Origin of the sequence: Jeotgalicoccus coquinae, assembly GCF_014207425.1 — a bacterium.
Taxonomy (GTDB): domain Bacteria; phylum Bacillota; class Bacilli; order Staphylococcales; family Salinicoccaceae; genus Jeotgalicoccus; species Jeotgalicoccus coquinae.
Map to the genome: position 1 here is coordinate 284,713 of NZ_JACHFF010000001.1, position 10,628 is coordinate 295,340.

A 10,628-nucleotide genomic window follows, 5' to 3' on the forward strand; every position below is an offset into this window, starting at 1 on the left:
ATTTCCGGAGGGACATTCAGGATTAATTAATCATCAAGTTCTTTATTCTTGCTGCGTTCAATTTTCAGTCTCGCAGTTTCTTCAGTTTCCACTTCAGATCCTGTTTCATCACGTTTCAATTCGTTAAGAATTGTCAGTCTGTAAGGTTCTACATCCGAGTGGAAGGCACTTCTTGCGATAAGGTGTGCTGCAACCGGTGCAGAGATGAAAATGAATGCCACAGCTAACAGTAACTGCGTATCAATCTCTGCGTGATAGTATCCAAAGTAAACAAATACTCCGAGCAGGGTCATTGCCACACCAAGTGTTGAACTTTTGGATGCTGCGTGCAGCCTCGTGTAAGTATCCGGGAGACGGATAACACCGATTGCTGCGACTATTGTAAAAAAGGCACCGCCGATTAAGAAAAATGTGATCAGACTAACTATTATTATCTCTATCATTTTCAATAATCACACCTTTCTCGAGGAATTTCGCAAAACCGATAGTTGCGATAAAGCCGATCATACCGATGAGCATAATAACAACGAGCAGGTATGATGTATCAAGTACCATCGATACGAGACCGATCATCCCCATCAGTGTTACGCCGAATGCATCGAGTGTTATGACTCTGTCGTGCAGTGTCGGTCCTTTCAGCACTCTGTAAATCATGCCGAGCATAGAAAATGCGAAAGCGATGATACAAATAATTACGAGTATATTAATAAAGTTTGTCATGGTTTAGCCACCTCTTTTATGACATCTTCAAAGGCAGTCTTGATAGAGGCAATTTCAGCATCCGCATCATCCATATCCAGTCCGTGGATATAAATAATCGAATAGTCTTCTGAAATGGCAACCACTACTGTACCTGGTGTTAAAGTAATCAGAGTAGACAGCAGTGCGACTTCCCATTCTTCTTCAAGGTCATTCGGATATGCATAGAAACCCGGATGAATATCGATTTTTGGTGCCATTACGATACGCACTACATCGATATTGGCTTTAATCAGTTCGATTATAAAAATAAAGAACAGCTTAATCATCCAGTACAGACGTTTAATGTAAAAGCGTCCCGGCAGGAAGTTGCGGAGAATGTACACTGCAACCAGTCCGATGATATATCCGGTAATGAATGTACCGACTGTAAAGTCACCGTTCATAAATACCCACAGGAAAGCTAATATGATATTAATTAAGAGTTGAAATGACAATTATTCCACCCCCATCAAATAGTTAGAATATGATGACGGGTCGTAGAATGATTCTGCCGCCATTTCAAACACCGGGAATAAGAAGTCGGCTGAAAGCCCGAATACAGTCGAAACAATGACCATACCGACAGCTGCGAAAAGCAGTTTATCCGATTTAATGTTTTTAAGTTCAATCGGCTGTGCCGGTTCACCCCAGAATACTTTAATGAATATTTTCATAATGCTGTATAACACGATTAAGCTCGACAGCAGTACGATAATCGCAGCGATTGAATGACCGTTATCGAAAGCAGATTCTACGATAAATAATTTACCGAAGAAGCCCGGGAACGGAGGCACACCTGCAAGTGACATAGCTGCAACAAAGAATGTCCAGCCGACAACAGGGTGCTGTTTAATGAGTCCGCCGAGATCAGCAGCATCGTTTTTACCTGTGCGGTAAATAATGAAGCCAATCAGCAGGAACAGTGCTGTTTTAATAATCATATCGTGAATCAGATAGTACATTGCACCGATAGTTCCGGCATAGTCCATCATTGAAAATCCAACGATGATGACCCCGATTGCAATCATAATGTTATAAATAATAATCTTTTTCATATCAGTGTATGCAAGTGCTCCAATACAGCCGGCAACGATAGTTAACAGTGCCAGCAGCAGAAGAACCTGATGCGTATAACCGGCATCGTTCGTAAAGAACAGAGAGAATGTTCTTGCGATTGCGTACACACCGACTTTAGTCAGCAGTGCACCAAACAGAGCGATAATCGGCATAGGCGGTGCGGCGTATGAACCCGGCATCCAGAAGTACAGCGGGAATAATCCGGCTTTCGTCGCAAAGACGAATATAAATACTACTGCGATAATTGTCATGATTGCCAGGTTTCCGTCATAGTTCGATAATTTAATATGAATATCCGCCATGTTCAGCGAACCTGTAACAGAGTACAGATACGCGAGGCCGATCAGGAAGAAGTTCGAAGATACAACGTTAACTACGAGGTACTTGAACCCTTCCTGCAGCTGTATTTTACGGCTGCCTAATGTAATTAATACATATGATGCGAGCAGGAATACTTCAAAGAATACGAACATATTGAATATATCCCCTGTGGTAAATGCTCCGTTAATTCCGGTAATCATAAACATTACCATTGGATAGTAATAATATTTCTCTCTCTCATAGCCGATTGACTGGAATGAGTATATAACGATGAAAAACATTACGATTGACGTTGTTAAGACGAGCAGTGCGGCAACCATATCGTAAACTACGCTGATACCAAACGGTGCAGACCAGTTACTGATAAATGTTACCATCGTGCCGTTGACATAGACGTAATAGACGCTGAATGCAGCAGCACCAACCATAAGGAGTCCGGTAACAGCCGAGACCATACGATGCGGCATCGGACGCTTGCCGATAAACAGCATGATAACACCGGCTAAAAACGGAAGAATGATTGGGAGCATAGGTAATATGTTAGTCGTCATGTGGAACTCCTTTCATATCTTCAGTGTTATCCGTGCCAAGCTCTTTGTAGTTTCTGAGCAGCAGTACAAGACTGAATGCAGTCAATGCAAATGAAATAACAATTGCAGTCAGAATCAGTGCCTGAGGCAGCGGATCGGTGTATGTGCTGACCGCATCATCGAGTACCGGCACGTTACCGCGTTTTAATTCACCCATGGTAAGGATCATTAAATGCACGCCGTGCGACAGTACTGAAACGCCGATGATGATACGTAAAACACTTTTTGACAGAATTAAATATGTTGCAGAGGCAATCAATATGCCTGCTAAAATTATCGTGACCAGTTCCATTAGTCTTCTGTCCCCCCAACCAATGTAACAATCAGCAGTGAAGTACCGGCGACTGTAAGGAAAACACCGATATCAAAAACTACTGCTGTGTGGAGAGCGATTTCTCCGAACACAGGAACGTTAACATATGTGTGCTGATGGGTGAAGAACGGAACACCGAAGAAAAATAATACCGTCGGCACTACTATTGCCAGTGCCAGTCCGGAGCTTATCATTAAATGAAAGTTGACCGGAATCATTTTCTTCACAGTTTCATAATCGTAAGCCATAAGTAAAAGTATGATGGCAGATGCAGCAAGCAGACCGCCGACGAAACCGCCGCCCGGTGTGTAGTGTCCTGCCATAAATAAGTTTATCGAGAACAGCAGGATGATGAGAAATATCACTTTTGAAGTGAACTGAATAAACACATCATTCATCTGACGCTGTACTTTACTGTAGCCGGCTCTCTTAAGCGTGCTCTTCATTGTCATCATCCTTTCTTGATACTTTTGCTTTCATTAATGCGTAAATTCCAATTCCGGCAATACCGAATACCAGTGTTTCGAATAATGTATCGTAACCACGGAAGTCAACGAGTATTACGTTAACCATGTTTCCGCCGGCTGCGAGGTCGTATACGTTTTCAATATGGTACTGACTGATTGAGTCAAACAGACGGTTTGAGTATGCTGCCAGTCCGAAAAGAATAACGATTGCTCCGACACCGACTGAAACGATAAAGTTCGTGAATTTGAATTGAATACTTTCTTCGTGCTTCGAGCGTTTAGGCAGGTGATAGAAACATACGAGGAATAGTGTCGTAGTAACTGTTTCAATTGCCAGTTGAGTCAGTGCAAGGTCCGGCGCTCTGAAGAACGCGAAGAACAGTGCCATTGAAAATCCGATTGCACCAAGCATTATAATCGATACCATGCGTGAGCGTGTCATCATGATAATAGCCAGTGATACTAAAATAATCAGTACAAGTGCCATGTCCTGAAGACCGACATCTGCAAAATTATCGAATGTAATAGGCAGTCCTGTATAGAACGTAGTAATAATCCCGAAAACTACGAAGAATCCGAAAATGTAAACCATGTAATCTCTCAGGAAACCGCTCATAATACCGTCGGTAGTTTTGGCAGAACCAAGTTCACTGTAAATCAGACCCTGATCATACAGGTGGTTCAGCGTGAATTGTTCTTTATGATAATCGTATATGAACATCCAGCTGTTTCTGAATATGTACAGTGCAGAACCGATAACGACTACAGCAACTGTTGCCCACAGTGCGGGGTTGTTAAAACCGTGCCAGTGTGAGATTTCAGTGTTTAATGCTGTATCTGTCCCAAGGATACCCATCGCGGCAGGATCGATAATGCTGCCTGACAGCAGGTTGGGGAACAGCCCGAAAATAATTATTAAAGAAGATAAAATAATCGGTGAAGCAAGTAATAATTTTGGTGCTTCATGTGGTTCTTTCGGTGTATCGTGTGTGCGTTCTCCGAAGAAAACGCCGTGAATTAATTTAATTGAGTAAACGAATGTAAAAATACTGCCGGCGATTGCAAGAATCGGGAACAGTACGCTCCAGTCAGACAGTGCGCTGAAGTTTGCATTGCTGATTTCAAACATTGCCTCAAGGAATAATTCTTTAGACAGGAATCCGTTAAATGGAGGAATACCTGCCATTGATAATGATGTAATCATTGTCATTGTAAATGTGATCGGCATCAGCGTCATCAGACCGCCGAGCTTTCTAATGCTGCGTGTGCCTGTTTCGTGGTCGAGAATACCCGCCACCATGAACAGTGCACCTTTAAAAGTTGCATGGTTAATGATGTGGAATACTGCAGCGACAACGGCTACTGTAAATATCTGCTCATTGGCACCGCTTGCAACAGCAAGTGCACCAACACCAAGAAGACTCATAATCATCCCCAGCTGGGAAACAGTCGAGAATGCAAGTACTGCTTTTAAATCGTCTTTCTTAACAGCGTTGAACGAGCCCCAGAACAGAGTAACGAGTCCTGTAACTAAAATCAGCCAGACCCACAGTTCGCTGAATGCGAATACCGGTGTGAATCTTGCGACTAAATAAAGACCTGCTTTAACCATCGTAGCTGAGTGCAGGTATGCACTGACAGGTGTCGGTGCTTCCATAGCATCCGGCAGCCAGATGTAGAACGGGAACTGTGCTGATTTAGTAAATGCACCAAGCAGTACTAACACTACTGCCAGCGGAGCAAGTGGACTTGCTGTAATTAAATCAACATCAGCAATCATTTCTCTGATGCTGAATGTTCCTGTAATAATAGACAGGATAATAAATCCTCCGAGCATCATGAATCCGCCGAAAAAAGTAATCAGCATGGATTTCTGTGCACCGTAAACTGATTTATCTTTAGTGAACCAGAATGCAATCAGCAGGAAACTTGAAATTGAAGTCAGTTCCCAGAAGAAGTAAAGCATGAGCACGTTATCGCTCAGTACCACTCCGAGCATTGCTGTCATGAAGATAAGGAGGTAAACGTAAAAGTTACCGAGTCTCTCATCTTTTGATAAGTAACCGATAGAATATAATACTACCAGTGCGCCGATACCTGAAATCAGTATTGCGAATAGTAATCCGAGACCATCTATGTAGACGTCAAAATTCAGCCCGATGCGGGGCATTAAATTTAATGTATGATGGAAAACTTGATTATCTGCAATAGAAGGTATTAAGCTAAATAAGTATGCAGCTATCACAGCCGGAATAGGTAAAACAAACCAACCGAGATGTACATCTTTAACATACCGGTATATTATTGCGATTGCGATCGCAGCAATAACAGGTAAAAATATTGCGAAATGTATCAATGTCAAAGTGTATCCTCCTCTAACGTTATTATATTTATCCATTATACATTAATATTAAATGTAAATAAACGCTTACGGTTTGAAATTTTAGACTATTCTCGTATAATGTATATATGGTAGTAAGTGGTATTAAATTTAGGATTTTATAATTTTAAATTTCATTATTACTTTTGCTAAAATGAAATTAATAAAATTTTTCAGGAGGCCAAATTCATGGCATATTCACAATTAACAACAGAGCTTTTGGAAGGCGAAACAAAAGCAGTAATCAAAACAAACATGGGAGACGTAACATTTAAACTGTTAAACAATGTTGCTCCTAAAACTGTAGAAAACTTCGTTACACACGCAAAAAATAAATACTACGACGGTTTAATTTTCCACAGAGTTATTAAAGACTTCATGATTCAGGGTGGAGATCCGACGGGAACTGGTATGGGCGGAGAAAGTATCTGGGGAGAGGCTTTTGAAGATGAGTTCTCAACAGATGCATTCAACCTTTACGGTGCACTGTCAATGGCAAACGCAGGGCCAAACACTAACGGTTCACAGTTCTTTATCGTGCAGCTTAAAGATGTGCCGGCAGATATGGTGTCACAGCTTGAAGGCGCGGGCTACCCGGCTGAAATTATCGAAAGCTACAAGCAAAACGGCGGTACGCCATGGTTGGACCAGAGACATACTGTATTCGGCCAGGTGATCGAAGGTATGGATATTATTGAAAAGATTGCTGATGTTAAAACAGGCAGACAGGATAAGCCTGTTGAAGATGTGATCATCGAAACAATTGAAGTAACTGAAAAATAAGAACCAATATATAATACACAGTCTGCTTAAAAACAGGCTGTGTATTATTTTATAAGAGCTCCCAGATATACATATTAATGGGAATTATTTCTAAAAATTAACGGAAAGTATCACAAATTAGTCATTATTATAATATTTATAGCGCAAAACACTCTGATATACTTGGTTGTGTAAAGGTGAGTGATTTAAAAATGATGCCATTCCTTTATTTCCCGGAAGATAAAACGGAATACATTCCAGCTATTATCATGTTACTTCTTTTTATTTTACTTGCGTTTATCGTGTATAAACTTATTAAAAAATATTCGCGCAATGAAGAAGAGAAGATGAGAGATTTCGAAGAAAAAGTTCTCGAGAGACTCGAACATGAACATAAGGACGATCCAACACGGAAATAATGATTTAATAAATAAAACTGATTTGTTATTTCTGTGTGCGACCTTAGAGTACTGCAGACTTACATAACTTATATGAAATTTACGCGCACATATGCCGGACCGGTATATGTGTTTTGCTGTGTGATTATTTTGGTTACTTCAGCCAACTGTGTTAAAATGGTGATGGATTTAATAAAGAAGCAAAATAAGTAGGGATAACATGGCAAAAAAATACCGGATCGGCCAGTTCGTTAAAGTGAAAATTACTGGTATTCAGTCGTACGGTGCTTTTGTCAAAACTCCTGATAATCGTGATGGTCTGATCCATATATCTGAAGTGATGAACGATTACGTACACGATGTGAATCAATATTTATCAAAAGGCCAAATAGTAAAGGCTAAAATTGTCAGCATTGATGAAAACGGCAAAATCAGTTTATCTCTGAAGGAAAACGAATACTTTAAGAACGAAGAGAAAAAGCGGGACAAGCGTTCAGTATTGGAAAAGATCAAAGATACCGAGAAACACGGCTTCCAGACTCTGGCAGAAAGAATGCCGCTCTGGATAGAAGAGGCAAAAGAACGTATGAAAGAATAATGCCAGTAGCAAAACCTGTGAATTCACAGGTTTTTTAATTTTTTCTCGATGAATATATATTCATCGTAAATACATAAATACGTTGATTTTATAGACTTAAAAAGTATAAAACACCGATTTAGTGTATACGTTTTCAAAGTTCGCAAACCGCTTTATCATGCGTGTTGACAAAACTCTTGAAAATAAAGGTAAATACAGTCATGATGGATATGAATACATAATTAAAAATGTATATTTAAATGAGTTTTTAAACATAAATAAGGGGGAGAAATTTATGAGAACTGAAGAAATTATTAAACAGACAGAGCGGCACGATACGGACATTTATAAGCCGCTGCCGATTGTAATTTCAGAAGCGGAAGGTGTCTGGGTAAAAGATCCGGAAGGCAATAAATATATGGATATGCTGAGTGCATATTCTGCGGTGAATCAGGGGCATCGTCATCCGAAAATTATCCAGGCGTTAAAAGATCAGGCGGATAAAGTAACGCTGACGTCACGATCGTTCCATGTAGACTGTCTCGGTGACTGGTTTGAAAAGCTCAGTGAAATATCAGGCAAGAACAGAGTACTGCCGATGAACACAGGCGCTGAAGCGGTTGAATCTGCAATTAAAGCAGCGAGACGCTGGGCTTATGAAGTTAAAGGCGTACCTGATAATCAGGCGGAAGTAATTGCAATGAAGAACAACTTCCACGGGAGAACAATGATACCGATGTCAATGTCATCCGAACCTGAATACCGCAGAGGATTTGGACCGCTTGGGGACGGATTCCAAATTGTGAACTACGGTGATCCGGAAGCACTTGAAGATGCAATTAACGACAACACAGCAGCAGTAATCTTAGAACCGATTCAGGGTGAAGCGGGCGTAAACATTCCGCCGGCAGGCTACCTGAAACAGGTAAGAGAAATTTGCGACCGCAATAATGTACTGTTTATTTCAGATGAAATTCAGGCGGGACTTGGCCGTGCAGGAAAAATGTTTGCAACGGACTGGGACGAAGTAGTACCTGATATGTACATTTTAGGAAAAGCACTTGGCGGCGGAGTATTCCCGGTATCAGTTGTTCTTGGTGACGACGAAGTACTTGGTGTACTTAATGAAGGATCTCACGGTTCGACATTCGGCGGAAACCCGCTGGCAGCGAGAGTGTCCGAAGCGGCACTTAATGTGCTGATCGACGAAAAGCTGGCAGACCGTTCACTGGAACTCGGAGAATACCTGCTTGGCGAACTGAAGAAAATTACACATGAATCAATTGTAGATATTCGCGGTAAAGGACTCTTTATCGGACTGGAACTTAACAAGAGTGCACGCGTATTCTGTGAACAGCTTAAAGATGAAGGGGTGCTCTGCAAAGAAACACACGGTACTGTCGTGAGATTTGCACCACCGCTTGTAGTAACTAAAGAAGAGCTTGACTGGGCCCTCGAAAAAGTTAAAAAAGTTTTTAACAAAGGTACTTTCTAAAAAAAATCTTTATGATACAATATTAGATGAAAACAGTTACAAAAAGAGGCGGATAAAATGTCAGAAGAAATTAGTTTAGTTGAATCTACACAGCGCATCATTAAAGAAGCGCTCGATAAGCTTGGTTATAACGACGATATGTACCAATTAATCAAAGAACCTTTACGCTCACTAAAAGTGCGTATACCGGTGAAGATGGATGATGGTTCTGTCAAAGTATTTACGGGATTCCGTGCACAGCACAACGATGCAGTGGGTCCTACTAAGGGCGGAGTACGTTTCCACCCGAGCGTTTCGGAAGATGAAGTTGTTGCATTATCTATGTGGATGACACTTAAAGCAGGTATTGTTAACCTGCCTTACGGTGGAGGTAAAGGCGGAATCATTTGTGATCCCCGCGAAATGAGCATGGATGAAGTTGAAAGACTTTCACGCGGTTACGTACGTGCAATATCTCAAATCGTTGGACCGACTAAAGATATTCCTGCACCGGACGTATTCACGAACTCTCAGATTATGGCTTGGATGATGGATGAGTACAGCGCGATTGACCAGTACAACTCACCTGGATTCATTACAGGTAAGCCATTAGTACTCGGTGGTTCTGAAGGCCGTGACAGAGCGACAGCACTTGGTGTTGTAATCTGTCTTGAAGAAGCACTTAAGAAACGCGATATGAAGATGGAAGACATCCGTATCGTTATACAGGGATTCGGTAACGCAGGAAGCTTCCTGTCTAAATTCCTCTATGACAAAGGTGCAAAAATCGTCGGTATCTCGGACGCCAATGGTGCACTTCATGATCCGGAAGGACTTGACATTGATTATCTGCTTGAACGACGCGACAGCTTTGGTATGGTAACGAACCTGTTTGACGATGTTCTTTCAAACGATGAGTTATTCTCATTAGATTGTGACGTTATTATTCCGGCAGCAATCGAAAACCAAATTACAGAAGCCAATGCGCCTAACATTAAAGCACAAATTTTATGTGAAGCAGCAAACGGCCCGACTACAACTGAAGCTACACGCATCCTGACTGAAAGAGGCGTTCTGATCGTTCCGGACGTACTTGCATCAGCAGGCGGAGTAACAGTATCTTACTTCGAATGGGTACAAAACAACCAGGGTTATTACTGGAGTGAAGAAGAAGTTAACGAGAAGATGGAAGAAAAACTCGTTGCGGCATTTAAAGAAATTTATGACCTTCATCAGAACCGTCAAATCGATATGAGACTTGCAGCATTTATCGTAGGTCTTAAACGAACTGCAGAAGGTTCACGCTACCGCGGTTGGGCATAAATTTATAATTTTAAAGACAAAACCTTACGGGGTTTTGTCTTTTTTTGTTTTGGTGTATTGATTCAGTCACAATGAGAGCGGTTCATAGTTATGATGGAAATCTTGCGTAACAATGAGAGCGTTTCATAGTAACGATGAACATCCAGCGTCACAATGAGAGCGTTTCATAGTAACGATGAACATCCAGCGTCACAATGAGAGCGGT

The 10,628-nt window shown here is 41.3% G+C and carries 12 protein-coding genes; 5 read left to right on the forward strand and 7 right to left on the reverse strand.

From position 1 onward, the window contains the following. Positions 1 to 26: 26 nt before the first annotated feature. From mnhG to HNR41_RS01505, 7 genes are read right to left on the reverse strand one after another with little or no spacing between them, the layout of a single operon-like run. Positions 27 to 443, reverse strand: a complete 417-nt coding sequence (mnhG, locus tag HNR41_RS01475; RefSeq protein WP_184281023.1) for a monovalent cation/H(+) antiporter subunit G — start codon at positions 441 to 443, stop codon at positions 27 to 29. Continuing rightward, a complete protein-coding gene (locus tag HNR41_RS01480) occupies positions 421 to 720 on the reverse strand; it encodes a Na(+)/H(+) antiporter subunit F1 (RefSeq protein WP_184281025.1) in 300 nt (99 codons plus the stop codon). The genes mnhG and HNR41_RS01480 overlap by 23 nt, the downstream gene beginning before the upstream one ends. Next, the gene (locus tag HNR41_RS01485; protein ID WP_184281027.1) at positions 717 to 1,196 is read right to left on the reverse strand and encodes a Na+/H+ antiporter subunit E; all 480 of its coding nucleotides are present in this window, start codon (positions 1,194 to 1,196) and stop codon (positions 717 to 719) included. The genes HNR41_RS01480 and HNR41_RS01485 overlap by 4 nt, the downstream gene beginning before the upstream one ends. Next, complete coding sequence (locus tag HNR41_RS01490; RefSeq protein ID WP_184281029.1) at positions 1,197 to 2,690, reverse strand: Na+/H+ antiporter subunit D; 1,494 nt, start codon at positions 2,688 to 2,690, stop codon at positions 1,197 to 1,199. Further along, entirely contained in the window at positions 2,680 to 3,021 is a 342-nt protein-coding gene (locus HNR41_RS01495) for a Na(+)/H(+) antiporter subunit C (RefSeq protein ID WP_184281031.1), read from the reverse strand. The genes HNR41_RS01490 and HNR41_RS01495 overlap by 11 nt, the downstream gene beginning before the upstream one ends. Next, positions 3,021 to 3,488 (reverse strand): Na(+)/H(+) antiporter subunit B, encoded by a 468-nt coding sequence (locus tag HNR41_RS01500; RefSeq protein ID WP_184281033.1) that lies wholly within the window; start codon positions 3,486 to 3,488, stop codon positions 3,021 to 3,023. The genes HNR41_RS01495 and HNR41_RS01500 overlap by 1 nt, the downstream gene beginning before the upstream one ends. Next, entirely contained in the window at positions 3,472 to 5,871 is a 2,400-nt protein-coding gene (locus HNR41_RS01505) for a Na+/H+ antiporter subunit A (protein ID WP_184281035.1), read from the reverse strand. The genes HNR41_RS01500 and HNR41_RS01505 overlap by 17 nt, the downstream gene beginning before the upstream one ends. A gap of 207 nt (positions 5,872 to 6,078) precedes the next feature. On the opposite strand from HNR41_RS01505, the gene HNR41_RS01510 reads away from it, so the two are divergent. The 5 genes from HNR41_RS01510 (at position 6,079) to HNR41_RS01530 (ending at position 10,423) form a co-directional block, all read left to right on the forward strand. Next, complete coding sequence (locus HNR41_RS01510; protein WP_184281037.1) at positions 6,079 to 6,672, forward strand: peptidylprolyl isomerase; 594 nt, start codon at positions 6,079 to 6,081, stop codon at positions 6,670 to 6,672. 176 nt (positions 6,673 to 6,848) lie between these two features. After that, entirely contained in the window at positions 6,849 to 7,070 is a 222-nt protein-coding gene (locus HNR41_RS01515) for a hypothetical protein (protein WP_308807843.1), read from the forward strand. 199 nt (positions 7,071 to 7,269) lie between these two features. After that, positions 7,270 to 7,647 carry a S1 domain-containing post-transcriptional regulator Ygs gene (ygs, locus tag HNR41_RS01520; protein WP_184281039.1) on the forward strand — a complete coding sequence of 126 codons (378 nt, stop codon included), beginning with the start codon at positions 7,270 to 7,272 and terminating at the stop codon, positions 7,645 to 7,647. Between the two features lie 274 nt (positions 7,648 to 7,921). Continuing rightward, positions 7,922 to 9,121: an ornithine--oxo-acid transaminase gene (locus HNR41_RS01525; RefSeq protein WP_184281041.1), complete on the forward strand. Its 1,200-nt coding sequence runs from the start codon at positions 7,922 to 7,924 to the stop codon at positions 9,119 to 9,121. 57 nt (positions 9,122 to 9,178) lie between these two features. Next, positions 9,179 to 10,423, forward strand: coding sequence for a Glu/Leu/Phe/Val family dehydrogenase (locus HNR41_RS01530; protein ID WP_184281043.1), 1,245 nt, complete (start codon positions 9,179 to 9,181; stop codon positions 10,421 to 10,423). Positions 10,424 to 10,628: the final 205 nt, after the last annotated feature.